Origin of the sequence: Collinsella aerofaciens ATCC 25986 (genome assembly GCF_964237925.1) — a bacterium.
GTDB lineage: Bacteria > Actinomycetota > Coriobacteriia > Coriobacteriales > Coriobacteriaceae > Collinsella > Collinsella aerofaciens_BJ.
This window is the reverse complement of the sequence record NZ_CAXSKI010000008.1, coordinates 49,973-74,093: the sequence shown is the minus strand read 5'-3', so window position 1 is coordinate 74,093 and position 24,121 is coordinate 49,973. Positions and strand designations below refer to the sequence as shown.

At 60.5% G+C, this 24,121-nt stretch carries 24 protein-coding genes; 21 read left to right on the top strand and 3 right to left on the bottom strand.

Annotated features, from left to right (window positions below; genetic code table 11):
- Window positions 1–161: 161 nt before the first annotated feature.
- From rpsB to ACESWY_RS05355, 10 genes are all read left to right on the top strand, one after another.
- A complete protein-coding gene (gene rpsB, locus ACESWY_RS05400; RefSeq protein WP_006236109.1) occupies window positions 162–890 on the top strand; it encodes a 30S ribosomal protein S2 in 729 nt (242 codons plus the stop codon).
- A gap of 45 nt (window positions 891–935) precedes the next feature.
- Complete coding sequence (gene tsf, locus ACESWY_RS05395) at window positions 936–1,805, top strand: translation elongation factor Ts (protein WP_022094736.1); 870 nt, start codon at window positions 936–938, stop codon at window positions 1,803–1,805.
- Window positions 1,806–1,922: 117 nt separating this feature from the next.
- The gene (gene pyrH / locus ACESWY_RS05390; RefSeq protein WP_035138557.1) at window positions 1,923–2,645 is read left to right on the top strand and encodes a UMP kinase; all 723 of its coding nucleotides are present in this window, start codon (window positions 1,923–1,925) and stop codon (window positions 2,643–2,645) included.
- Between the two features lie 2 nt (window positions 2,646–2,647).
- Complete coding sequence (gene frr, locus ACESWY_RS05385; RefSeq protein ID WP_006236112.1) at window positions 2,648–3,184, top strand: ribosome recycling factor; 537 nt, start codon at window positions 2,648–2,650, stop codon at window positions 3,182–3,184.
- A gap of 1 nt (window position 3,185) precedes the next feature.
- Window positions 3,186–3,980 carry an undecaprenyl pyrophosphate synthase gene (uppS, locus tag ACESWY_RS05380; protein WP_373093208.1) on the top strand — a complete coding sequence of 265 codons (795 nt, stop codon included), beginning with the start codon at window positions 3,186–3,188 and terminating at the stop codon, window positions 3,978–3,980.
- Window positions 3,981–3,982: 2 nt separating this feature from the next.
- The gene (locus ACESWY_RS05375; RefSeq protein WP_271762430.1) at window positions 3,983–4,897 is read left to right on the top strand and encodes a phosphatidate cytidylyltransferase; all 915 of its coding nucleotides are present in this window, start codon (window positions 3,983–3,985) and stop codon (window positions 4,895–4,897) included.
- Window positions 4,897–6,084, top strand: coding sequence for a 1-deoxy-D-xylulose-5-phosphate reductoisomerase (dxr, locus tag ACESWY_RS05370; protein WP_373093207.1), 1,188 nt, complete (start codon window positions 4,897–4,899; stop codon window positions 6,082–6,084). The genes ACESWY_RS05375 and dxr overlap by 1 nt, the downstream gene beginning before the upstream one ends.
- 25 nt (window positions 6,085–6,109) lie before the next feature.
- A complete protein-coding gene (locus tag ACESWY_RS05365; protein ID WP_373093206.1) occupies window positions 6,110–7,471 on the top strand; it encodes a M50 family metallopeptidase in 1,362 nt (453 codons plus the stop codon).
- A gap of 13 nt (window positions 7,472–7,484) precedes the next feature.
- Window positions 7,485–8,567 carry a flavodoxin-dependent (E)-4-hydroxy-3-methylbut-2-enyl-diphosphate synthase gene (gene ispG / locus ACESWY_RS05360; protein ID WP_373093205.1) on the top strand — a complete coding sequence of 361 codons (1,083 nt, stop codon included), beginning with the start codon at window positions 7,485–7,487 and terminating at the stop codon, window positions 8,565–8,567.
- Window positions 8,568–10,289, top strand: coding sequence for a proline--tRNA ligase (locus ACESWY_RS05355; protein ID WP_229065282.1), 1,722 nt, complete (start codon window positions 8,568–8,570; stop codon window positions 10,287–10,289).
- 178 nt (window positions 10,290–10,467) lie between these two features.
- Here the strand turns inward: ACESWY_RS05355 and ACESWY_RS05350 are convergent, their stop codons facing one another.
- From ACESWY_RS05350 to rpmB, 3 genes are all read right to left on the bottom strand, one after another.
- Complete coding sequence (locus ACESWY_RS05350; RefSeq protein WP_006236119.1) at window positions 10,468–11,232, bottom strand: aminoglycoside phosphotransferase family protein; 765 nt, start codon at window positions 11,230–11,232, stop codon at window positions 10,468–10,470.
- Between the two features lie 89 nt (window positions 11,233–11,321).
- On the bottom strand, window positions 11,322–13,970 hold the full coding sequence (gene adhE, locus ACESWY_RS05345; RefSeq protein ID WP_373093204.1) for a bifunctional acetaldehyde-CoA/alcohol dehydrogenase: 2,649 nt from the start codon (window positions 13,968–13,970) through the stop codon (window positions 11,322–11,324).
- Window positions 13,971–14,472: 502 nt separating this feature from the next.
- The gene (rpmB, locus tag ACESWY_RS05340) at window positions 14,473–14,661 is read right to left on the bottom strand and encodes a 50S ribosomal protein L28 (protein ID WP_022094725.1); all 189 of its coding nucleotides are present in this window, start codon (window positions 14,659–14,661) and stop codon (window positions 14,473–14,475) included.
- A 451-nt stretch (window positions 14,662–15,112) separates the two neighbouring features.
- On the opposite strand from rpmB, the gene pyrR reads away from it, so the two are divergent.
- The 11 genes from pyrR (at window position 15,113) to ACESWY_RS05285 (ending at window position 24,011) form a co-directional block, all read left to right on the top strand.
- A complete protein-coding gene (gene pyrR, locus ACESWY_RS05335) occupies window positions 15,113–15,697 on the top strand; it encodes a bifunctional pyr operon transcriptional regulator/uracil phosphoribosyltransferase PyrR (RefSeq protein WP_161144696.1) in 585 nt (194 codons plus the stop codon).
- A gap of 4 nt (window positions 15,698–15,701) precedes the next feature.
- Complete coding sequence (locus ACESWY_RS05330; RefSeq protein ID WP_195503118.1) at window positions 15,702–16,646, top strand: aspartate carbamoyltransferase catalytic subunit; 945 nt, start codon at window positions 15,702–15,704, stop codon at window positions 16,644–16,646.
- A complete protein-coding gene (locus ACESWY_RS05325; protein ID WP_161144698.1) occupies window positions 16,630–17,919 on the top strand; it encodes a dihydroorotase in 1,290 nt (429 codons plus the stop codon). Before ACESWY_RS05330 ends, ACESWY_RS05325 begins: the two co-directional genes overlap by 17 nt.
- 116 nt (window positions 17,920–18,035) lie before the next feature.
- Complete coding sequence (locus ACESWY_RS05320) at window positions 18,036–18,803, top strand: dihydroorotate dehydrogenase electron transfer subunit (protein WP_161144713.1); 768 nt, start codon at window positions 18,036–18,038, stop codon at window positions 18,801–18,803.
- 14 nt (window positions 18,804–18,817) lie between these two features.
- Complete coding sequence (locus tag ACESWY_RS05315; RefSeq protein ID WP_006236128.1) at window positions 18,818–19,726, top strand: dihydroorotate dehydrogenase; 909 nt, start codon at window positions 18,818–18,820, stop codon at window positions 19,724–19,726.
- Complete coding sequence (gene pyrF / locus ACESWY_RS05310; protein ID WP_035138533.1) at window positions 19,720–20,436, top strand: orotidine-5'-phosphate decarboxylase; 717 nt, start codon at window positions 19,720–19,722, stop codon at window positions 20,434–20,436. Before ACESWY_RS05315 ends, pyrF begins: the two co-directional genes overlap by 7 nt.
- 239 nt (window positions 20,437–20,675) lie before the next feature.
- On the top strand, window positions 20,676–20,984 hold the full coding sequence (gene mihF, locus ACESWY_RS05305) for an integration host factor, actinobacterial type (RefSeq protein WP_006236130.1): 309 nt from the start codon (window positions 20,676–20,678) through the stop codon (window positions 20,982–20,984).
- A complete protein-coding gene (gene gmk, locus ACESWY_RS05300; protein ID WP_006236131.1) occupies window positions 20,985–21,554 on the top strand; it encodes a guanylate kinase in 570 nt (189 codons plus the stop codon).
- A 5-nt stretch (window positions 21,555–21,559) separates the two neighbouring features.
- Entirely contained in the window at window positions 21,560–21,841 is a 282-nt protein-coding gene (locus ACESWY_RS05295) for a DNA-directed RNA polymerase subunit omega (RefSeq protein ID WP_055250050.1), read from the top strand.
- Window positions 21,842–23,086: a tRNA uracil 4-sulfurtransferase ThiI gene (gene thiI / locus ACESWY_RS05290; RefSeq protein WP_373093203.1), complete on the top strand. Its 1,245-nt coding sequence runs from the start codon at window positions 21,842–21,844 to the stop codon at window positions 23,084–23,086. It begins immediately after the preceding gene.
- Window positions 23,087–23,300: 214 nt separating this feature from the next.
- Window positions 23,301–24,011, top strand: a complete 711-nt coding sequence (locus tag ACESWY_RS05285; RefSeq protein ID WP_329738166.1) for a helix-hairpin-helix domain-containing protein — start codon at window positions 23,301–23,303, stop codon at window positions 24,009–24,011.
- Window positions 24,012–24,121 lie beyond the last annotated feature (110 nt).

Genomic DNA, 24,121 nt, shown 5'->3' with positions numbered 1-24,121 from the left:
AGAGGCATTCCTGCTATCATTCATCGGGTTGCTTCACGGCAACATGTTTTTATCACGCACGCGCGGCTACTTCATACCGTGGTGCCCGGGCTTTGGTAGCACATGTCCGGGTTGGTTTTGGAGGATGACCCCGCGCGGAGGCAAACCACAGGAGGTTTAACATGGCTACCAAGATTAATATCCGCACTCTGCTCGAGGCCGGCTGCCACTTCGGTCACCAGACCCGTCGCTGGAACCCCAAGATGAAGCCGTTCATCTTCGGTGAGCGCAACGGCATCTACATCCTCGACCTCAAGCAGACCATCCTCGACGCCGACCAGGCCTACACCTTCGTCAAGAACGTCGCCAAGGGTGGCAACGTGCTGTTCGTCGGCACCAAGAAGCAGGCTCAGGAGGCCGTCAAGAACGCTGCTGAGCGCGCCAACATGCCTTACATCAACCAGCGTTGGCTCGGCGGTATGCTGACCAACTTCGTCACCATCCGCTCCCGCATCAACCGCATGGAGGAGCTCGAGGCCATGGTCGAGGACGGCCGCATGGCTGTTCTGCCCAAGAAGGAGCAGGCTGTTCTCGGCAAGGAGCTCACTAAGCTCCAGACCAACCTCGGTGGCGCCCGCGACATGAAGGGTCTGCCCCAGGCTCTCTTCGTCATCGACACCAAGCGCGAGGAGAACGCCATCAAGGAGGCCCAGCGCCTGAACATCCCCGTCGTCGCCCTGATCGACACCAACTCCGATCCCGACGAGGTCGAGTACGGCATCCCCTGCAACGATGACGCTATCTCCGCTGTCACCCTTATGTGCGAGCTCATGGCTGACGCCTGCCTCGCTGGCTCCGGCAAGGAGCAGGTCTCCGAGGCCGAGATGGCCGCTGAGCCCAAGGCCGAGTAAATCAGTCTTAGTTAATTCTTTTTCATCTCTTTGAAAGGAACCACAATGGCCCAGATTACCGCCGCTATGGTCAAGCAGCTCCGCGAGATGACCGACTCCCCGATGATGGAGTGCAAGAAGGCTCTCGTCGAGGCTGACGGCGACATGGACGCCGCTGTCGACGTTCTGCGTAAGAACGGCCTTGCCAAGGCTGCCAAGAAGGCTGGCCGTGAGACCAACGAGGGCGCTGTCGCCGCGTTCGTCTCCGAGGATGGCAAGACCGGCGCTCTGCTCGAGCTCTCCTGCGAGACCGACTTCGTTGGCTCTAACGCCAAGTTCACCGGCTTTGCTTCCAAGGTCGCTGAGGTTGTCGCTACCACCGAGCCTGCTGACGTCGACGCTCTGCTCGAGAAGCCGATGGGCGAGGAGACCGTTTCCTCCGAGCTCACCGAGATGATTCACATCATGGGCGAGAACATGAAGATCTCCCGCTTCGCTGCCCGCAAGGCTGAGAACGGCGCGCTCGCTTCTTACATCCACATGGGTGGTAAGATCGGCGTCCTCGTCGAGTTCGCCTTCGAGAAGGCTGAGACCGCTCAGGCTGAATCCTTCAAGACCTTCGCTCACGACGTTGCCCTTCAGGTTGCCGCCGTCGCCCCGATCTGCGCTACCCGCGATCAGGTTCCGGCCGAGACCGTCGAGCACGAGAAGCAGATCTACATGGCCCAGGCTGCCGAGTCCGGCAAGCCCGAGGCTATTCAGGAGAAGATGGCTGTCGGCCGTCTGGAGAAGTTCTACAAGCAGTCCGTGCTCACCGAGCAGGAGTTCATCAAGGACAGCTCCCTCACCATCAAGAAGTACGCTGAGCAGGTCTCCAAGGAGCTCGGCGACACCATTACCGTCGTTGCCTTTGACCGTCTGGTCCGTGGCGAATAAATAAGCTCTTGTAGCTGGTAATGAGCAGGCTGTGGGTTTTACTCACAGCCTGCTTTTTCATGGCTCTTATCAGAGCCTTTGATATCATATTGAGAGTCCAATTAAAGGAGGATCGCTTTGTCCGACATCCGATATAAACGCGTGCTTCTTAAGCTTTCCGGCGAAGCACTGATGGGCGACGGCCAATATGGCATCGACCCCAAGGTTACCGACCATCTTGCCAAGCAGGTCAAGGAGCTGCTCGCCGTTGGCCATGAGGTCGGCGTCGTTGTCGGCGGCGGCAATATTTTCCGCGGCATGGCAGGCGCTGCCGGTGGCATGGAGCGTGCTCAGGCCGATTATATGGGCATGCTCGCGACCGTTATGAACGCGCTCGCCCTGCAGGATGCCTTCGAGCACAACGATGTTCCCTGCCGCGTGATGAGCGCTATCCAGATGAACGAGATCTGCGAGCCCTATATTCGCCGTCGCGCCATCAACCACCTTTCCAAGGGCAACGTCGTTATTTTTGCCGCTGGTTCGGGCAATCCGTACTTTACGACCGATACCGCCGCGGCTCTTCGTGCGTGCGAGATCGGCGCCGAGATTCTGATTAAAGCCACCAAGGTTGACGGCATCTACGACAAGGATCCCGTCAAGTGCGCCGATGCCGTCCGCTTTGACAAGATTACCTATCACGAGGTTCTCGTCCGCGGTCTGCAGGTTATGGATTCCACGGCTACGGCTCTGTGCCAGGATAACCGTATGCCGATTTTGGTCCTCAACATCGATGGCGAGGACACCGTCAAGCGCGCGCTTTCGGGTGAGCCCGTCGGCACGCTCGTCTATCAGGAGGATTAAGCATGGCAGAGAACATCACCGCCCACATGGACAAGTCGCTCGAGTCCCTCAAGCATAACTTCTCCAAGGTTCGTACCGGCCGCGCCAATGCCAACATTCTGTCCGACATCACCGTCGATTATTACGGTGTTCCCACGCCGGTCACGCAGGTTGCCGCCGTCAAGACCCCCGAGGCCCACATGCTGCTCATCGAGCCGTGGGATAAGGCACTCATCAACGCTATCGTCAAGGCCATCGGCGCTTCCGATCTGGGTATTACCCCCAACTCCGATGGCACCGTCGTTCGTCTGCCGTTCCCGGCTCCCACCGAGGAGCGCCGTCGCGAGCTCGTCAAGGAGTGCCGCGAGTACGCTGAGCAGGCCAAGGTGTCTATCCGTAACATCCGTCGCGACTTCAACAACAAGCTCGAGCGCGATGAGGAGCTCACCGAGGACGATGTCCGTCGCGAGCAGGCCAAGGTCCAGAAGCACACTGATGAGTATGTCGCCAAGGTCGAGGAGCTTCTGAAGGAAAAAGAAGCCGAGGTCATGGAGATCTAAGGTGCAATACGACGAGCATAAACTGGTCGAGTACTTTGCCGACGCCCCTGCGGGCGTCGGTTTTTCCGACCTTGACCTCAATAACATTCCGCACCATATTTCGTGCATCATGGACGGCAACGGCCGTTGGGCCACGTCGCGCGGTCTTGCCCGCACCGAAGGCCACAAGGCCGGCATCGTCTCGCTGCGCGAGATCATTACCGCCTGCGTGCGCCTGGGCGTCGACGTGCTTTCGGCCTATGCGTTCTCGACCGAAAACTGGAATCGCCCGCAGCACGAAGTCAACGTTCTGATGCACCTGTTTGCCAAGACGTTTATCGATGAGCTGCCGCTGCTTAAGCGCGAGAACGTCCGCGTTGTCTTTTTGGGCGATATTTCCGCGCTGCCCAAGAAGACCCGCGACGTCTTTGAGCGCGGCCTTGCCGAGTGCGCCGACCATACCGGTATGACGCTGGCGCTGGCCGTTAACTACGGTGCCCGTGCTGAGATCACCCGCGCTGTCCGCCAGATCGCGCTTGATGCGGCCGCCGGCAAGATCGATCCCGCCGCGGTTGACGACAATATGGTGGCTTCGCACCTGTACACCGCCGGTCTTCCCGATCCGGAGCTTGTGATTCGCACCTCCGGCGAGCTTCGTCTTTCGAACTATCTGCTGTGGCAGGTTGCCTATTCCGAGTTCTATGTCACCGATACCTATTGGCCCGACTTTGACCGCTGGGGCCTTGTCGACGCCATTTTGGCCTACCAGGGTCGCGACCGTAGGTTTGGTGGACTGAGCAAGACCGAGGAGGCTTAATCGTGTCCGAACGTCCCAAGGCATCCGCTCCCAAGGCGCCTACTTCCGCGACGCCCGCGCGTAAGGCTGCCCCTGCAGGGGCGCCCGCAGCGAAGGGCAGCTCCGGTTCATGGCTGGCGGGCTTTATCACCCGCGCTGCCGCCGGTATCGTCTATGCCGTTGTATTTATCCTGTGCCTGGTTTTGGGTATTGTGCCCACGGCGATCTTCGTTTCCGTCATGAGCGGTCTGTGCTGCTATGAGTTCTTCCGCATGACGAGGCTCGACGGCAAGGTTGCCAACGAGCGCCTTGGTATTGCTGCCGCCGTGCTCTTTCCGCTCTCGGCACTGGGCGATTCGCTGCTGTTGAACGCCCTGCTGTTCGCTTTGATGCTTGCGGTTGGTATCTGGTATGTCTGGTCTCCGCGCACCCGCATCTCTGACGTTGCCGTGACGCTCATGGGCCCTATCTACACCGGCTTTATGCTGTCGGCTATCGTGCTGCTGCGCGATGCCGTGCCCGGTTTTGCCGGCGCCCTGCTTTCGGTGGGCGTTTGCGCGTCCCTTTGGGTCTCCGACTCTTTTGCCTACATCGTGGGCAGCCGCATCGGCAAGCATAAGATGGTTCCCAAGATCTCTCCCAAAAAGAGCTGGGAAGGCTTTGTCGGCGGCATTTTGGGCTCTGTCTTGATCTGGCTCATCCTGTGGGCAACGCACTTCTATAAGCTGAGTCTTCCCTATGCACTGCTGTGCGGCGTGGTCGTCTCCATCCTGGGAGTTATCGGAGACCTCATCGAGTCGCGTATCAAGCGCGGCGTGGGCGTCAAAGATTCCGGCAATCTCATCCCGGGCCATGGCGGCATGCTCGACCGCAGCGATTCGCTCATCTTTGGCTGCATTACCGCGCAGCTGCTGCTGATGATCGGAGGCGTGCTGTAATGGCTTATCAGACCACCTACGGTCCCGACGGGCGTCTTCGTGTTGCCATTCTGGGCTGTACGGGTTCTATCGGCACTCAGGCGCTCGACGTGTGCCGACAGCATGCCGATCGCCTGCAGGTGACGGCGCTGTCCGTTAACTCCAGCACCTCCGAGCTCGTTGCCACTGCCCGTGAGTTCTCGGTTCCGGCGGTTGCCGTGGCGGACGCCTCCCATGGCGCCGACGCCGTGCTGCAGGAACTGCCCGAGGGCACGGAGCTCGGCGTTGGCGCACAGGCCGTGTGCGAGCTCGCATGCCGCGATGATGTCGACTGCGTGCTCGTGGCCATCGTGGGCGCTGCCGGTCTCGAAGCGAGCCATGCTGCCCTGACCTCGAACAAGCGTCTTGCCTTGGCCAACAAGGAGTCGCTCGTCGTCGGTGGCGATCTGCTTATGCCGTTGGCGCAGCCGGGTCAGCTTATCCCGGTCGACTCCGAGCATTCTGCCATCTACCAGTGCTATCTTGGCGAGAATCCGCGCGAGGCTCACTGCATTTGGCTTACCTGCTCGGGCGGCCCGTTCTTTGGCCGCACGCGTGACGAGCTCGATCGCGTGACGCGCACCGATGCCCTGGCTCATCCTACGTGGGCTATGGGTGCCAAGATCACGATCGACTCCGCCACCCTCATGAACAAGGGTCTGGAGCGTATCGAGGCCATGCATCTGTTTGGCTGCGATCTCGATTTCATTAACGTGGTCGTGCAGCGCCAGTCCAAGATTCACTCCATGGTCGAGTTTGCCGACGGCTCTGTGATGGCGCATCTCGGTGCTTCCGACATGCGTATTCCCATTCAGTTTGCCTTCTCGTATCCTGAGCGTTGGGATACGCCGGCTCCGCGTATCGATTTCCGCGAGTTGGGGCAGCTTACCTTTGACGCGGCCGATATGGATACCTTCCGCTGCCTAGCGCTGGCCGAACGTGCCGGCAAGACGGGCGGCACCATGCCGTGCGTGCTCAATGCCGCCAACGAGGTCGCCGTCGATGCCTTCCTGCATGATGGCTGCAGCTTTACCGATATCGACCGCATTGTGGAATCCTGCATGGATGCTCACGATGCGCAGACGGTCGATTCGTTTGAACAGCTTCGCGACATCGATGCGTGGGCGCGTGAAAAGGCCGCGCAGGTGCTCGCCGCATCCCGTTCTTAACCCATAAGGATTGCTTTTTCGTTTTATGGATACTGTTCTGAGCGTTCTCTCATCGGTCTTTTGGGGCCTGCTGATGCTTTCCGTCCTCGTGTTTTTGCACGAGGGCGGCCACTTTTTGGCGGCGCGTGCCTGCGGTGTCCGCGTGACTGAGTTCTTTTTGGGCCTGCCGTGTCGCTTTGATATCCACCACACATCGCGTCGCATCGGCACCAAGTTTGGCGTGACGCCGCTGCTGCTGGGTGGCTATGCTGCCATCTGTGGCATGGATCCGACCGATGTCTCGTGTGCCGATCGCGTGCTCGCGGCTATCTATCGTCATGGTCGCGTGACCGTGGCCGACCTTGCTGTCGAGCTCGAGCTATCCGAGGAGGTTGTGCTCGAGGCATGCGCCTTGCTCTTGGGTTGGGGCTCCATCGCCCCCTGGTATGAAGAAGGGGAAAAGCCTTCGCCCAGTTACTATCCCACCAAGTACCAGACCCTGCCGCGCGATGCTGCAGGATATACCACCTTTGACGGTCGCAAGTTCGATCGAGAGCATGCGACTGCCGAGGGCGATGTATGGGAACTGCCGTGCGGCGAGGCCGAATTCCTTGCACGTGAGCGCTCGCACACCTATTTGGGCCAGGGCTTTGTTAAACGTGCCTTTATGCTGCTTGCGGGCATTATCGTCAATATCCTGACGGGCTTTTTGCTCCTTATGAGCATCTATTCCATCGCAGGTGTCACGGTGCCGGTGGATACCAATGTGATTGGCCAGGTTGACGAAGGCTCGATTGCCGCCGCGGCGGGAATCGAGGGCGGCGACGCGATCCTTTCGGTCGACGGAGTATCGTGCTCTACCTGGATGGACGTTTACGATGCCATTGGCAAGGCTGCCGGTAAGGACGATATCGCCATCGAGTACGAGCGTGACGGCAAGCGGCATTCGACCACGGTTGCACTCAAAGAGGACGAGCGCCTAGGTGTGTATGCCTCTACGCAGGTGGTCCGTTTAGACCCCATCACGTCGGCTCGTCTGTCCTTCTCCTATGTCGTGCAGACAGCGGAGGGTGTGATGCGTCTGCTCCAGCCGCAGCATACGATGGAGATTCTCGATCAGTCCTCTTCGATCGTGGGTATTAGCGTTATGTCCTCGCAGGCTGCTGCCGCTGGCCCTGCAACGTTCCTTTCGTTTGCCGCCCTCATTTCGTTCTCGCTTGGCTTTATGAACCTGCTGCCTATCCCACCGCTCGATGGCGGCAAGCTGGTCATCGAGATCATTCAAAAGATTGCTGGCCGCGAGCTTCCGCTCAAGGTCCAGTCGATCGTGAGCTATGTGGGCATCGCGCTTTTTGCGCTGCTGTTTGTCTATATGCTTCGTTCCGACATCCTTCGATTTATTCTGTAGGGGAGTGTTTGGATTGTCTTTATCCCATCCTTTGCCTCGCGAGCTGACGCGCCCCGTGCATGTGGGCGGCGTGCAGATCGGTGGCGGTGCGCCGGTGGTGGTCCAATCCATGACCTGCACCGATACCGCTGATGCCCAGGCAACGCTTGCGCAAGTGCGTGCTTTGGCGCAGGCTGGCTGCGATATCGTGCGCGTGAGCGTGCCCACCGAGGCTGCGCTTGAGGGTTTTCGCACCATCTGCGCCGAGTCTCCGGTGCCGATTGTCGCCGATATCCACTTTAACCATAAGCTCGCCATTGGTGCCGTTGAGGCCGGTGCTGCCAAGCTGCGCATCAATCCCGGCAATATCGGCGATTGGGCCAAGGTTGACGCGGTGATCGATGCCGCGGGTGCCGCTGGCTGTGCGATTCGTATCGGCGTCAATGCCGGTTCGCTTGAGCAGGATATCGCCGAGCGCGACGACCTTACGCAGCCCGAAAAGCTCGTGATGTCGAGCGAGCGTTTCGTTAAGCATTTTGAAGACCGCGGCTTTACGAACATTGTGCTTTCGGCCAAGGCCCATAGCGTGCAAACGACGCTTGATACCTATCGAGCCCTGTCGCGTGAGATTCCCCACGTTCCGCTTCACCTGGGCGTGACGGAGGCGGGGACCAAGCTCCAGGGCACCATCAAGAGCTCTGTAGGCTTGGGTATCTTGCTTTCCGAAGGCATTGGCGACACCATGCGTGTGTCGCTCACAGCCGATCCGGTTGAGGAGCCGCCGGTTGCCTGGGGTATTCTGCAGTCGTTGGGCCTGCGTCGCCGTGGCCCCGAGATTGTCTCGTGCCCCACATGCGCCCGCTGCCAGGTTAACCTTATTCCCATTGCCGAGGAGGTTACCGAGCGGCTTAAGAACTACTCCGCGCCGCTTTCGATCGCTGTGATGGGATGTGCCGTTAATGGCCCCGGCGAGGCATCTGATGCCGATCTGGGCGTTGCTTGCGGACGTGGTCAGGCCTTGCTCTTTTCGCATGGCCAGATCATTGGTAAAGTAGCTGAGGACCAAATTGTCGACGCGCTTATGGCCGAGGTCGACAAGCTTATTGAGGAGAAATAAATGACCCGAGCAATGTATATGTCTAAGCTTTATGCGCCGACGCTTAAAGAGGATCCGGCGGACGCTGAGCTCGCCAGCCACCGTCTGCTGCTCCGTGCCGGCATGATCCGTAAGGAGGCCGCCGGTCTATATTCCTACCTGCCGCTTGCTTGGCGCTCGATTCGCAAGATCGAGAACATCGTGCGCGACGAGATGGACGCCGCCGGCGCCCAGGAGCTTATGATGCCTATCATGGTCGATGCCGAGTTGTGGCGTGAGTCCGGCCGCATCGACGCCTATGGCAAGGAGCTTGTGCGCTTTGACGACCGTCACGGTCGCGAGTTCGTCCTGGGCCCCACGCACGAGGAGACCGTCACGGCCCTGGTGCGCAATGAGCTGCGCTCCTACAAGCAGCTACCCGTTAACCTCTACCACATCCAGGATAAGTTCCGCGACGAGTTCCGCCCCCGCTTTGGCCTGATGCGCGGTCGCGAGTTCATCATGAAGGACGCCTACAGCTTCTCCGCCACGCAGGAGAGCCTGCAGGAGGAGTATGACAAGATGAAGCAGGCCTACGCTAACATCTGCGAGCGCTGCTATATCAAGGCCCTGCCCGTTGTTGCCGACTCCGGTGAGATCGGTGGCGATACTTCCGTCGAGTACATGGCTTTGGCCGAGGCTGGCGAGGCTTCGCTCGTCTACTGCGACGATTGCGGCTTCGCTGCCGATGACGAGGCCGCAAGCACCAAGGTTGTTGTGACCGAGGGTCCTGGCGACGGTACACTCACCAAGGTCGAGACTCCGGGCATGGGCACCATCGAGGCCGTCGCCAAGTTCTTCGGTTTCCCCGAGAACGGCACGCGCAAGTCGCTGGCACTCATCGACGCCGAGGGCAAGCCGGTCGTGGCCATTGTTCCGGGCGATCACGAGCTCAACGATTGCAAGGCCGAGCACGTCTTTGGCAAGGGTTATCGCATGATGACCGACGAGGAGCTTCAGGCGAACGGCCTGCACAAGGGCTTTATCGGACCGGTTAACCTGCCCGATGGCATTCGTCTGGTCTGCGACGAGAGCCTGCGCGAGTCCAAACAGTGGGCCTGCGGTGCCAACGAGGTCGATTATCACTTTACCGGTGCCTGCCCCGAGCGCGACTTTACCGTCGATGAGTGGGCCGATCTGGTCACCGTTGTCGCCGGCGACCCCTGCCCGCACTGCGGCAAGCCGCTCTCCGCTGCCCGCGGCATCGAGGTCTCTCAGGTCTTCCAGCTGGGCACCAAGTACTCCGAGGCCATGGGTGCCACCTTTATGGATGAGGACGGCAAGGAGAAGCCGCTCATCATGGGTTGCTACGGCGTGGGCGTGTCCCGCTCGCTTGCTGCCGTCGTGGAGCAGCACAACGACGAGCACGGTATCGTCTGGCCGGTCTCCGTTGCCCCGTACGAGGTCGCGGTGATTCCGCTTGATCCCAAGAAGGAAGAGTGCGCTACCGTCTGCGAGCAGATTGTTGATGGCCTGTGTGCCGAGGGTATCGAGGTCGTCGTCGACGATCGCGATGAGCGTCCGGGCTTTAAGTTTGCCGATAACGACCTCATGGGCTTCCCGTATCAGGTGGTTCTGGGCAAGCGCGGCCTTAAGAATGGCACCGTTGAGCTCAAGGACCGTGCTACGGGCGAGCGCGAGGACGTGGCGATCGACGAGGTCGTTGCCAAGGTTGCCGAGCTTGTTAAGGCAGCCCGCCGTTAATCGACGATTTCGCTTGTAGTTCGATATGTGGGACGGCCCCGCATATCTCCAATCGGGGAGATGCGGGGCCGTCCTATTATCTTGTAGCATCCTCGATATCTAAAAGGAAAACCCCACAGCCCATGCGAGCTGCGGGGTTTTCCATTGTGCCTCCGATGCGAAATAAATCGCTCAGATATTACTGATAATCGACGACGTCGATCCAGTTCTTCAGGAACTCATCGTTCACGTTGCGCTTACGAGCGAGCTCGGAAGCGGCGACGATGCTCGTCCACTGACGCACGACCTGCATGGGCATGTCGGCACGGTCGCAGTAGAGCTCCAGGTAGGCCTCGGCCTGGTCCTTGCTGTTGAGGGCAAAGAGCAGGTAGGTGGTGGCAACGTCGGCAGCAGGGGAGCCCTGGGTGGCGTGTGCCCAGTCGCACACATAGAGCTGGCCGTCGTCGCCGACGATGACGTTGGAGGGGTTGAAGTCGCCGTGGCAGACCTTGAACTCCTTGGTCATGCCGTCCAGACGCTCCTGAAGGTTGTAGCGCGTGGTGGCATTGAGCTGATCAAGGCTGTCGATCATGCGGGCGAACTTGTCGCGCTGACGGTTGAGCAGCGGGGAGGTGTAGCCGTGGATCTCGATCTGGAGGTCGACGAACATCTCGAGGTACTCACCAAAGCGCTGGGGCTCGGCAGTCATCTTCTCGGCAAGGGTGGTGCCCGGAACCTTCTCGGTCACGAGCGCCCAGCCGTTGGCGTTCTCGAGCTGGGAAACCTCGAGAGCCTTGGGGCTGCGGATGCCGCACTCATTGATGCGGGCAAGATTCAAAGCCTCGTTGAACACGTCGGAGACAGGCTTGGTCTCGTTAAAGACCTTGACGATCTTGTCGCCCAGGTCGTAAACGACCTTGTTGCCACGGCGGACGAGCTCGGTCTTGGAATCGGGTAGCAGCATGGTTGCATCCTTTCAACGATGCGATAGAAGCGACGGCGGGGGTGTGTGAAACACCCGTGCACCCCCGCCGCAAAAAACCGTGCTAAAAACTAGCAGACGGCGTAGTCCTGGGGCTCGCGGCCGTAGTAGGCGTCCAGGTAGAGCTCCTTGATCTCGCTCATGAGCGGGTAGCGCGGGTTAGCGCCGGTGCACTGGTCGTTGAATGCCTGCTCGGTCATCTCGTCGAGGGTGTCGAGGAAGTACTGCTCGTCAACACCGTAGTCGGCGATGGTCTTCTTGACACCGATGAAGTCCTTGAGCTCCTCGAGCTTCGTGATGAAGTTCTCGAAGACCTCCTTGTCGTCCTTGCCCTCGATGCCGCAGTACTTGGCCATCTCGGCGTAGTTGTGCAGCGCGTTGGGGTAAGGATACTGGGAGAAGGTACCCATCTTGACGGGAGCCTCGGCGGCGTTGTAGCGCATGACGCGGGTCAGGATGACGGCGTTAGCGATGCCGTGGGGCAGGTGATGGAAAGCGCCGAGCTTGTGAGCCATGGAGTGGTTGAGGCCCAGGAAGGCGTTGGCGAAGGCCATACCGGCCATGCAGGAGGCGTTGTGCATCTCCTCGCGGGCGTGCGGGTCCTTGGCGCCGTTCGTGAAGCTGGAGGGCAGGTTCTCAAAGACGAGCTTGGCAGCGCGCTCGGAGAGGCCCTTGGTGTAGTCGGAAGCCATGATGGAGACGTAGGACTCGATGGCGTGGGTCATGACGTCGATGCCGGAGGCAGCGGTCAGGCCGCGCGGGGCGGTCATGCAGTTGTCGGCGTCGACGATAGCCATGTTGGGGAGCAGCGCGTAGTCGGCGAGCGGCCACTTGATGCCGGTCTCCTTGTCGGTGATGATGGCGAACGGCGTGCACTCGGAGCCGGTACCCGAAGAGGTCGGGACGGCGACGAAGTAGGCCTTCTTGCCCATCTCGGGGAAGGTGAAGATACGCTTGCGGATGTCCATGAAGTCCATGGCCATGTCCTCAAACTTGCACTCGGGGTGCTCGTACATCATCCACATGATCTTGCCGGCGTCCATAGCGGAGCCACCGCCGACGGCGATGATGACGTCCGGCTCAAAGAGAGCCATCTGCTTGGCGCCGCGACGTGCGCACTGCAGCGACGGATCGGGCTCGACGTCGTAGAAGCAGTCGTGGGCGATGCCCATCTCGTCGAGCTTGGCCTCGATGGCGCGGGTGTTGCCATTCTTGAAGAGGAACTGGTCGGTGACGATGAAGGCGCGCTTCTTGCCCATGACGTTGCCAAGCTCGTCGAGGGCGACGGGCGTGGAACCCTTCTTGAAGTAGACCTTCTCGGGAGCGCGGAACCACAGCATGTTCTCACGGCGCTCGGCCACAGTCTTAACGTTGATCAAGTGCTTCACCCCAACGTTCTCGGAGACGGAGTTGCCGCCCCAGGAGCCGCAGCCCAGGGTCAGAGACGGCTTCATGCCAAAGTTGTACAGGTCACCGATGCCGCCGTGCGAGGACGGGGTGTTGATGACGATACGGCAGGCCTTCATGACGTGCTCGAACAGGCTGATCTTCTCGGCCTGGGCAGGGTGCACGTACAGAGAGGCGGTGTGGCCCGGGCCACCGGCGAGCACCAGGTGCTCGGCCTTGTCGACGGCCTCCTGGAAGTCCTTGGCGTGATACATGGCCAGGACCGGGGAGAGCTTCTCGTGGGAGAACTCCTCCTTGGCGGGGTCGGTGGAGGTGACCTCGGCGATCAGGATCTTGGTCTTGGCAGGAACCTCGATGCCGGCGAGCTCGGCGATCTTGGCGGCAGCCATGCCGGGGATGCGGTGATCGAGGGCGCCGTTCTTGAACATGGCGGCACGCAGGGCCTCCATCTCGGCACCCTGCTTGACGAAGTAGCAGCCGCGCTTCTGGAACTCGGCCTTAACCTGGTCATAGATGGTGTCGATGACGGTCACGGACTGCTCGGAAGCGCAGATCATGCCGTTGTCGAAGGTCTTGGAGTGGATGATGGAGTTGACGGCGAGCAGCACGTCAGCGGTGTCGTCGATGACGACCGGGGTGTTACCGGCGCCAACGCCCAGGGCGGGCTTGCCCGAGGAGTAGGCGGCCTTGACCATGCCCGGGCCACCGGTGGCGAGGATGATGTCGACGTCGCGCATGACCATGTTGGTCAGCTCGATGGAGGGGACATCGACCCAGCCGATGATGCCCTCGGGGGCGCCGGCCTTGACGGCGGCGTCAAGCACGAGCTTGGCGGCGGCGATGGTGCACTTGGCGGCTGCCGGGTGCGGGGAGATGATGATGGCGTTGCGGGTCTTCAGGCAGATCAGCGTCTTGAAGATCGCGGTGGAGGTGGGGTTGGTCGTCGGGATGACGGCGCCCACGATGCCGATGGGCTCGGCGATCTTGGTGATGCCGTAAGCCTCGTCGCGCTCCAGGACACCACAGGTCTTGGTGTTCTTGTAAGCGTTGTAGATGTACTCTGCGGCGTAGTGGTTCTTGATGACCTTGTCCTCAAGAACGCCGCGGCCGGTCTCCTCGATGGCCAACTTCGCCAACGGGATACGAGCCTTGTTGGCGGCCATGGCGGCCTCATAGAAGATCTTGTCGACCTGCTCCTGCGTGTACGTAGCAAAAAGCGCCTGGGCCTCTCGCATCTGAGCGAGCTTAGCCTCAAGCGCCTCTACGTTGTCCACAATTGCGGGAGTAGTGTTTTCCGGTGACTTTTTCACCATTTGTGTCTCCTTGCGATCGGAGATTTACCCTACGCCTTGCATGATAGCAAGAAATTATTCGGCGAACGGTAAGATTCCTCTAAAAGGCACACTAAAACGCTTCAATAAAATGAAGCGTTTTAACAAAAACTATCTGCCTGCTGCATCGCCCCGCTCATTGGGGACAGACTCTCATGAGTATTTCAATGGGAAAACGGGACATCTGTTTGATAATCGCTATTCGCGGGTCGCGGTTGAGTCGGACACACAGGCGGTGCAGCTACTCGATTACATCCATTTCAATCCCGTGTAAGGTGCGTCCGACTCGCTCGAGGCGTACCGTTAGTTACAAGGCATACCAGCTGCGCTATGATCCCTTTGACATCTGCAAACCCTCATATAAGTCTGTCCCCAATGAGTGCAAAAAGGCGCCCTCCGTAGGGGAGGGCGCCTTTGGTAAGTTCTATATGAACGCGAGGTCTTTGACCCGGAGAGTCCGAGGTACTTGTTGGTAAGACCTTATTTAGGAGCGCGCAACCTTGCCAGACTTGAGGCAGGTGGAGCAAACGTTCATCTTGCGACGGTGACCATCGACGACGACGTAGACGCGCTGGATGTTGGGGCGGAACTTACGGTTGGTGACGCGGTGAGAGTGGCTGATGGAGCGACCGGCAACGGGGTGCTTACCGCAAACTTCGCAAACTTTGGACATAACTGACCCTCCTTGGGCGACAAACGAACATGTCGCGTTAACAAACAAGCCTGAACTATAGCACAGAAGCAGCTCCCTGTGCGTAATCTACACAGAGATATTCCTCTTTTGGCGATAGTGCTCACGCCACGGCCCTGGACGTAGATCCGATTTGCGTGCAGCAGAGGGGATTATGCCAGCTCGTGCGTGCGTTTTCAAGCTCGTCCCACAAATATATATAGGTTTATGGAGCATTGGGCTCCGTTTACGGATTGCTCTGTATTTATGCTCGCAATTAAGCTCGAGGTTGGCTACACTATCCCTTGACCATTAAAGGGGTACGAGATACCCACATGGAATTACATTGCTGCCAAAGAGCAGCCCTTCCTGTGGGTGTCTGGTCCGCTTTGAGCGGTCGGGCATCTATTTTTTTGACTGTGTCAGCAGTCAAGACATGTGAGGAAGGAGATCGATGGGCACGACTTCCCCCAAGGCGGTCATCATGGACGAGACCGCCGTCAACCGAGCGATGACCCGCATCGCGCACGAGATTCTCGAGCGCAACGAGGGCTGTGAAGACCTCGCTCTGGTCGGCATCGTCACGCGCGGCGACCTTCTGGCAAAGAAGCTCGTCGAGGAGATCAAGGAGATCGAGGGCGTCGACGTTCCGCTCGGCAGCCTGGACATCAGCTTCTACCGCGATGACTATGCGACCAATTTCGCTCCCGCGATCCACGCTACCAACATTCCCTTCAGCGTCGACGGCAAGCGCGTCGTGCTGGTGGACGACATCCTGTATACGGGTCGTACCATCCGCGCCGCTCTCGACGCCGTTATGGACCTGGGCCGTCCGAGCCGCATTGAGCTGGCAGTCCTCGTTGACCGCGGCCACCGCGAGCTCCCCATCTCGCCGGACTTTGTCGGCAAGAACGTTCCCTCGTCGCATGAGGAGAACGTGCACCTATATATGAAGGAAGTCGACGGCCACACCGCTGTCGAGATTAACGACGTCGCGCCGGGTTCCCACGTGGGCTCCGCGCCGCTGGGAGGTGAGTAGTACCGTGGCGTTCAACCATAAGCACCTGATCGACATTACCGAGTACTCCGAAGAGGATATCAAGCTCATCCTCGAGACCGCCAAGGCGTTCTCCGAGGTCAACGAGCGTGCGATCAAGAAGGTCCCCACGCTCAAGGGCAAGACCATCGTCAACATGTTCAACGAGCCCTCGACGCGTACCCGCAGCTCCTTCGAGCTCGCCGAGAAGCGTCTTTCGGCCGACAGCCTCAACTTTGGCGGCTCCTCGACCTCCACGGTCAAGGGCGAGAGCCTCGTCGATACCGTCGAGACCCTCAACGCCTACAAGATCGACTGCATCGTCGTGCGCGACAAGCACGCCGGCGCGCCCTACATCGTCACGCAGAACTCGCCCGCGAGCGTTATCTGCGCCGGCGATGGCAAGCATAACCACCCCACGCAGGCCCTGCTCGACCTGTACACCATCTGGGAGCACAAGGGTGACTTCCACGGTCTGAAGGTCGCCGTCGTCGGCGACATCTCCCACTCCCGTGTCTGCGGCTCGCTGATCCCCGCCCTTAAGATCATGGGCTGCGAGACCTACGCCGTCGCCCCCGGCACGCTGCTGCCGCCGGCACCCGAGGTCCTTGGCTGCGACCACGTGACGAGCGACCTCGATTCCGTCCTGCCCGAGCTGGACGTCGTCTACATGCTGCGCGTGCAGCAGGAGCGCCTCGAGGGTGCCCCGTTCCCGACCATTCGCGAGTACCACAGGCTCTTCGGCCTGACCAAGGACCGCGAGAAGCTCATGAAGCCCGATGCGATCATCTGCCACCCGGGCCCCATCAACCGCGGCGTCGAGTTCGACTCCTATATGGCCGACCACCCGCAACGCTCCGTCATCCTGGAGCAGGTCTACGCCGGTATCTGCGTGCGTATGGCTATCCTGTATCTGCTGCTTGGAGGTGCCGATAATGGCCTTGCTTCTTAAGAATGCCCACGTCGTCGACCCGTCCGTCGAGCTTGACGGTGTCGTTGACGTCCTGATTGACGGCGACAAGATCGCCGAGGTCGGCGAGAATCTCGCCGTCGAGGGAGCCGAGGTCCGCGACCTTTCCGGCAAGTACCTCGTCCCCGGTCTGGTGGATATGCACGTGCATCTGCGCGAGCCCGGCTACGAGGTCAAAGAGGACATCGAGAGCGGTACCCGCGCAGCTGCCAAGGGCGGCTTTACCGGCGTGTGCTCCATGCCCAACACCGATCCCGTCACCGATAACGGCACCGTCGTGGAGTTCGTCAAGTCCCGTGCTGCCGAGGTCGGCCACTGCCGCGTCTATCCGTCGGGCGCCATGACCCGCGGTCTTAAGGGCGAGGCCATGTCCGAGATGGGCGATATGGTCGCCCACGGCGCCGTCGCCTTCACCGATGACGGTCGCGGCGTGCAGGGCGCGGGCATGCTCCGTCGCTGCATGGACTACGGCAAGATGTTCGGCAAGGTCTTCATGAGCCACTGCCAGGACGAGGACCTGGTCGGCCACGGCCAGATCAACGAGGGCAAGGTCTCGACCCGTCTGGCCCTCGAGGGTTGGCCGGCTGCCGGCGAGGAGCTCCAGATCGCCCGCGACATCGAGATCGCCAAGCTGACCGGTGCCAAGCTGCACATCCAGCACATCTCCACCGCTCACGGTCTCGAGCTCGTGCGTGCCGGTAAGGCCGCTGGCGTTCAGGTGACCTGCGAGGCCACCCCGCACCACATGTTCCTGACCGAGAACGACCTGGACGAGACCTACAACACCTCGCTCAAGGTCAATCCGCCGCTGCGCACCGACGAGGACGCCGAGGCCATCCGTCAGGGCGTCATCGACGGTACCGTCGACGTTATCGTCACCGATCACGCTCCCCACACCCCGTGGGAGAAGGCCCGCGAGTTCGAGCTTGCGCCCTTTGGCATGATCGGTCTCGAGACCTCGCTGTCGCTCGTGCTCACCGAGCTGGTCAACACGGGCAAGATGAGCATGGGCCGCATGGTCGAGCTCATGGCCATCAAGCCGCGTGAGATCCTGGGCCTCGACCAGGTTCAGGTCAAGGCGGGCTCCGTTGCCGACCTGACTGTCTTCGACGCGTCCGCCACCTGGACGGTCGGCGAGGACGGCTACGAGTCGCGCGCCGAGAACTCCGGTTTCGCCGGCCGCACGCTTACCGGTCGTGCCACCGATGTGTTTGTCGGCGGTAAGCAGACGCTCGCCGACGGCTGCATCTGCTAGCATAGCCTTATCGCTTTTGTGCGCGGCGCCCTTGCGGTGCCGCGCTTTCTGTTCGTTTGGACCATGCAACCGCATGGGGGATTGGAGCGTCTATGCCCACACCTTCCACTGCACGCATGCACGACTTCGAGGTCGTCTCGAACCAGGAGATCGCCGACGGCATCTTCTCGCTCGTCATCTCGGCCCCCAAGCTTGCAAGTGCGCTCAAGCCCGGTCAGTTTGTGAACATCGCCGTGCCCGGCGATGCGTCCTCGCTGCTTCGCGTGCCTCTGAGCTTCTATCGCGCCGACGCCCAGGCCGGCACCGTCGAGCTGTGGTACGCCGTCGTGGGCGACGACACCCGTCGTCTGTCGCAGATGGCCCCCGGCTCCAAGTCCAACCTGTTGGGCCCTGGCGGCCGCGGCTGGCTTGTTCCCGAGGGCACCAGGAAGGCGCTGCTCGTGGCGGGCGGCATCGGCGTTCCGCCCGTGCTGTGCCTCGCCGGCATGCTTGCCGAGCAGGGCGTGGATGTCGACGTTTGCCTGGGCTTTGGCACCGCTTCCAAGGCCGTGGGTGTCGATGAGTTCCGCGCGCTGGGCGCCACGGTTAACGTGTGCACCGATGATGGCACGCTCGGCATGCACGGTTTTTGCACCGATCCTGCCGCCGAGCTGCTCGGCGAGGGCGGCTACGACTACGTCGCCAGCTGCGGCCCCGCCGTCATGATGAAGAAGGTCGCCGCCGCTGCCGCCGAGGCCGGTGCGTACTGCGAGGTGTCGCTCGAGCGCATGATGAGCTGCGGCTTTGGCGCCTGCAACACCTGCAATGTCGAGACGGTCGACGGTATGAAGGGTGCTTGCATGTGCGGCCCCGTGTTCGATGCTTCCAAGGTGGTGGTCTTCTAGTGGGTACCGTGAACATGGCCGTCGATTTCGGCGGCGTCAAGATGCAGAACCCCATCAACACCGCAGCCGGTACCTTTGGCTACGGTTGGCAGTTCCAGAACTTCTTTGATGTTTCCCAGCTGGGCGCCATCACCACCAAGGGTTGCGCTGCCGAGCCCTGGCCCGGCAACCCCGCGCCCCGCATGGCCGAGATCCCCGGCGGTATGATCAACTCCGTGGGCCTTCAGAACCCCGGCGTGGCCGCCTTTGCCCGCGAGTCCGGTCCGTGGCTCGAGCAGCTTTCCAAGGACGGCTGCCAGGTCATCTGTCAGGTTGCCGGCCACTCCGTTGACGAGTTTGTCCGCGCACTCGAGATGTATGTCGAGCTGTGCCCCTGGGCTGCCGGCTACGAGATCAACGTGAGCTGCCCCAATATCGCCGCCGGCGGTGCCGCCATGGGCTCCACGCCCGAGGGCGCCTCTTCCGTTATGGCTGCCTGCCGCAAGGTGACCGATAAGCCTCTGTTCGTGAAGATGGCGCCGGTCAACGTCGCCGAGATCGCCAAGGCCCTCGAGGCTGCCGGCGCCGACGGCCTTTCGGTCATCAACTCCATCCAGGGCATGGCCATCGACGTCCATACCCGCAAGTCCCGCGTGGCCAAGCCCAAGGGCGGCCTTTCGGGCCCGCTGTGTCATCACATCGCCGTGCGCATGGTCTGGGAGGTTGCCCAGGCCGTCGATATCCCCATCAACGGTGTCGGCGGTGTCATGACCGGTGAGGATGCGGCCGAGTTTATCCTGGCCGGCGCCACCTGCGTGTCGGTCGGTATGGCCAACTTCGTCGATCCGTGCGCTTCGCTCAAGATCGCGCATGAGCTCGAGGCCTGGGCCGAGTCCCAGGGCGTGAAGGACATCAACGAACTGGTAGGTGCTTTCGAATGCTAGAGACCGATGCCCGCGACCGCGTGATCGTCGCTCTCGACTGCGACCGTGAGCGTGCGCTCGAGCTCGCCCACGAGCTTTCGGGCCATGCCGCCTGGCTCAAGGTTGGCATGACGCTCTATTACGCCGAGGGTCCTGAGATCGTCAAGACGTTCAAGGACCTGGGCTTTAAGGTCTTCCTTGACCTTAAGTTCCATGACATTCCGCATCAGGTTCGCGGTGCCGCCCGCTCGGCCTCGCTTGCCGGTGCCGATCTGCTTTCGGTCCACGGCTTGGGTTCGGGCGCCATGCTCGCTGCCTGCCGCGAGGGCGCCGAGGAGGCGCGCGAGGACCGCGCCAAGCTCGTCGCCATCACCGTGCTCACGAGCATGAACCAGGATGCCTTGAGCGAGATCGGCGTCGAGTCGCCCGTGGCCGAGGAGGCCGCCCGCCTGGCAAAGCTCGCTCAGGCCAACGGCATCGACGGTATCGTGTGCTCGCCGATGGAGGCTCACGACATGCGTGAGCTGCTGGGTCCCGATGCCCTGATCGTGACTCCGGGCGTGCGTCCGGTGGGTGCCGCCCTTGGTGACCAGTCCCGCGTGGCGACGCCTTCCCAGGCTATCGAGCGGGGCGCAAGCCACATTGTGGTGGGCCGTCCCATCACCGGCGCCGACGATCCGGTTGCCGCCTTTGACGCTATTGTCGCTGAGCTGGTCGAAAACGTCGCCTAAAAGATTCCCCTAAGTCACCACTTTTGGGTCTCATTAGCACAAAATAGCCCCTGTGCCTGCGTAAACTTTCCCATCCTTTGTGTGGAATCGCAGGTCAGGGGCTTAACTTTGGGCGCAGTATATTGCACTTTTTGCGGGTATCGTCTAACCTATGGAGCCGCGATTGGGCATTTTGTACGTTCTACGTGCTAAAATGCCAATTATTGAATCAGATATAACCCAACTTTTTGGAGGTACGAATGGCACTCCCTCAGCTTACCGATGAGCAGCGCAAGCAGGCTCTTGAGAAGGCTGCTGCCGCACGTCATGCCCGCGCTGAGCTTCGCGAGCAGATCAAGAAGGGCGAGAAGTCCCTCGAGTCCGTGCTCAACTCCGATGACCCCATCGCTTCCCGCATGAAGGTTTCCACCCTCATCGAGTCTCTCCCTGGTTATGGCAAGGCCAAGGCCGCCAAGATCATGGAGGAGCTCGGTATCTCCGCTACCCGTCGCGTCCAGGGCCTCGGCGTCCGTCAGCGCGAGCAGCTCCTCGAGCAGCTGACCAAATAAGTGAGCGCTCAGGATTCCAAGCTCTTTGTGATTTCTGGACCGTCAGGCGCAGGCAAGGGTACGCTCGTCACTCGTGTGCGCGAGCGCCGCTCGAACCTGGGCCTGACGGTTTCGGCTACCACGCGAGCACCACGCAAAGGTGAGGTCGACGGCGTCAACTACTTTTTTCTGACGCGTGAGGAGTTCGACCGCCGCGTGGCAAACGGTGAGTTTGTTGAGTGGGCCGAGGTCCACGGTAACTGCTACGGCACGTTGGTGAGCGAGGTCACATCCAAGCTCGCCTCGGGCGCGTCTCTGATTCTGGAGATCGATGTCCAGGGTGCCCTGCAGGTGAAGGAGCGTTTCCCCGAGGCCGTGCTGATCTTTATCAAGCCGCCTTCGCTCGAGGTGCTCCGCGAGCGTCTGGTCGGTCGCGGTACCGAGACGCCCGAGACGATTGAGCTGCGTATGGCAAACGCCGCCGATGAACTTGCCCTTGCCGACCGCTACGACGACGTCGTGGTGAATGACGATCTCGACCGCGCGACCGATGAGCTCGTTCGCGTTCTCGATATGCATGAAAGGATCTGAGGTCCGTGTCCGTTGTAAAGCCTTGCATTGACGATCTTCTGGAGAAGACCGATCACAACCGCTTCCTGCTCGCCTCGCTTGCCTCCAAGCGCGCCTGCGACATTAACAGCATGTTGCGTGGCCAGCACAACCGCGTGCTCGCCGTCCAGGATGTCGATGACATCACTATTGCGCTTTCCGGCGCCGATACCATCTCGATGGCTATGGACGAGATTGTCGACGGCGACATCTCCTACGACGAGGCCCGTTACGAGAAGGCACTCGGCCATAAGGTTGCTGAAGCCTAAATGGCAGCCCGCGTCTGCCTGGTCCACTATCACGAGGTTGGACTGAAGGGTAAGAACCGCGCACATTTTGAGCATATCCTCATGGATAACATCAAGGCGGCCTTGGCCGCCTTTTCCGTGAATGCCGTGTCTCGAATTTCCGGTTATATCCTCGTGACCTTTAACGAGCATCAGGCCGACGAGGCGGCGCGCGTCATTCGCACCGTCCCCGGCGTTGCTCGCGTGTCCCTGGCATATCACACGAACCGCGACCCGCAGGAGTACTGCGCCGCCGCCGTGAAGGCGCTGCGCGAGTTTGGTCCCTTTGAGTCGTTTAAGGTGCATGCCAAGCGCTCGAACACCGACTACGAGCTCACCTCGATTGATATCAATCGTCAGGTGGGAGAGGTGTTGTGCGAGGCGTTTCCCGATAAAAAGGTCCAGATGCACGACCCCGACGCAATGGTGCACGTGCTGGTGGTCCAGGGTAGCGTTTATGTGTACGCGCGCTCCGAGCGCGGCGTGGGCGGTCTGCCGGTGGGATCTGCCGGCAAGGTCGTGACGCTACTGTCGTCGGGTATCGATTCTCCGGTAGCGACCTGGATGCTCGCGCGTCGCGGCGCGGTGTGCGTGCCGGTACATTTCTCCGGTCGTCCGCAGACGCCCGACACGAGCGAGTATTTGGTGCAGGACATCATCCGTGCGCTTGAGCCGGGTGTCCAGATCGGCCGCCTGTACGTGGTGCCGTTTGGCGATTGTCAGCGTGAGATCTCGGTGATCTGCCCCAGCAACCTGCGCGTGATCATGTACCGTCGCATTATGTATTCGGTTGCCGAGCGCATTGCGCATATCGAGGGCGCCAAGGCTATTGTGACCGGTGAATCGCTCGGTCAGGTTGCTTCCCAGACGCTCGAGAACATCATGGCCGTCAACGAGGCCGTCAAGATCCCCGTGTTCCGCCCGCTGATTGGTTCGGACAAGCAGGAGATCATCGCGCGTGCCGAGGAAATCGGTACCTTCGATATCTCGACCGAGGCCGCTCCCGATTGCTGCACGCTCTTTATGCCGCGCCGCCCCGAGACGCACGCCAAACTCGATGCCGTGCATGAGGCGTGGGAGCTGTTCGATCACGAGGAGATGATTGAGCGCTTGCTCAAGCAGACCGAGTATATCGACTTCGAGAGCAACACGTATAAGGCCCCTAAGACCTTAAAACGCAAACATTCCGAGCTCGCTCCACGTGAGATTTACCAAGATCACGAATAATGTTGTGTATAGACCGGCGGTGATTTTGCATCGTCGGTCTTTTTCTATCTGGGCATTAGGCGATAAACGGTTCATTTGTCGACGTGTGCCTGAATAAATGGACATTATTTCGCAAGGTTTTGGTCGGCTTTTGGTTTGACCGCGAAAACCGGTGTGGGCGTGCGGAGGCTGCGGCGTTCGTTTCCTGACACGATGGTGTTGGGAGGTGTTTGCTATGGCGCAGCGCGAGCAACACGAACGGGTTAAACGGATGGACCGCTGGGCAGAAAAGCTGCTCGGCCATAAGGCGATGGTCGTGGCGATCCTGGTTGTCATTGCCGCCGCGAGCGGCTTGGCGATGGCAGGTTTTGGTGGTCACTCCAGCGACGTATCGTTTGAGCGTAGTGATGAGGCGAGCGCCTCGGATGTGCGCGGGGCCGGGGATGCCTCTCCTGACGATGCCGATGAGCCGTCTGCCAAGAGCTCCTCTGCTGCCGAGGTGTACGTCGATGTTGATGGCGCCGTTGTGAAGCCTGGCGTGTACCGGCTTAAAGATGGAGCACGGGTGTCCCAGGCGATTGATGCCGCCGGAGGGCTTACGGCCGAGGCGGATGTGACGGTTCTTAACCGTGCGTCCAAGATCACCGATGGTCAAAAGATCTATGTGCCGACGGTAGGGGAGCAACAAACGGCTGCGGCCGTCGGCGCCGCCGAAAGCAGTGCTTCCACGACCCCTGGTACAGGGTCTTCGTCGGGACTTGTGAATATCAATACGGCAAGTGCGGCGGAGCTGCAGACGCTTTCGGGCATCGGGCCTTCTATGGCCCAGTCAATTATCGACGAACGGACGCAAAACGGGGCCTTTGCCTCGGTCGATGACCTTATGCGCGTATCGGGGATCGGTGAGAAGAAACTCGCCAAAATTAAAGATTGCATCTGCGTATGAGTGCGACCGAGCGCGAGCATGTGATGCCACCGCGCCCATTGATGCCGTGGGCGATAGCCCTTTGTGCCGGCTTGTGTGCGAGCTGTGGGTTAGTGCTTAACATGGCGGCC